This is a genomic window from Romboutsia sp. 13368 (genome assembly GCF_018336475.1).
Classification (GTDB): Bacteria; Bacillota; Clostridia; order Peptostreptococcales; family Peptostreptococcaceae; genus Romboutsia.
On sequence record NZ_CP048741.1, the window covers coordinates 1460875 to 1461861 of the forward strand.

General features: G+C 20.7%; 2 protein-coding genes. Both read right to left on the minus strand.

Features of this window, described 5'->3' with window-relative positions:
- The coding region (locus G3997_RS11925; protein WP_442971265.1) for an HAD family hydrolase at positions 1 to 126 on the minus strand (126 nt) is incomplete at its 3' end.
- A gap of 48 nt (positions 127 to 174) precedes the next feature.
- A complete protein-coding gene (locus tag G3997_RS05895) occupies positions 175 to 861 on the minus strand; it encodes a DUF3298 and DUF4163 domain-containing protein (RefSeq protein ID WP_296644353.1) in 687 nt (228 codons plus the stop codon).
- Between the last annotated feature and the right edge of the window lie 126 nt (positions 862 to 987).

Below are 987 nucleotides of genomic sequence, written 5' to 3' on the forward strand. Positions count from 1 at the left end.
ACTTATTGCTACAAATACTATTCCTTTCTCCTTAAGATTTTTTAAAACATCATATATACTTGGACTTAAACGTTTATTTGAATTAAGTAATGTCCCATCCATATCTGATGYTATTAATTTTATCATAATACACACCCCTTAGTATCTAATCTATATRTATAGTTTATCATCAGTTTAACTATACATAAAATATTTATTAAATTCATCAAATTTTAATTTAAATTTAGGTATACCTACATAGTATGGAGTTATTTCATATAATCCAAAGTATATAACCACACCATCTTCATCTATATAAAAATCTTGATTTTCTCTAATTCCTTTAAATCCCTCATCACCTTTAAAGTAAATCTCTGGATTATTATTTATTTCTTCTATTATAAATTTATTGACTACTTCCTTATAATCAACTTCTGGTTTAAACATATCTCCTAATGTTAATCTATCTCCTGTTAATAAATTATAATTATAAGTATCTAAATATGTCATACCATGAGCACCACCGGTAAATTCATATTTTGTCATTACTATACTTATAATATTATTTCTATCATAGGTTACATCATTATTTATATAAACTTCATATCGATATTTGACATAATCATAACTTGATTTTGATAATTTTTCTGTATATAGTTTTTTATATAACATAGCTTGTTTTTTTACATTATTTTTAAACATCATAATATCTTCACATATTTCATTATTTATATTAATAATTATCTGTTTATCATAAATATCATCATATACAGATTCATCATATAGCTTTAAAACTGGGTAAGTTATATTGTATTTAAAAAAATCAATATTTTTACATATATTTACTTGAGATACATAAGAATGATTTATTTGACTTTCCAAAATATCACCCCATTTTACAATCAATTTACTTATTTATATTAACATTTTAAGATATTTATAACTTTATAAATATAAAATATAAAAATATATTAAGTAACTTTATAAAACCATTAACATAATATATTA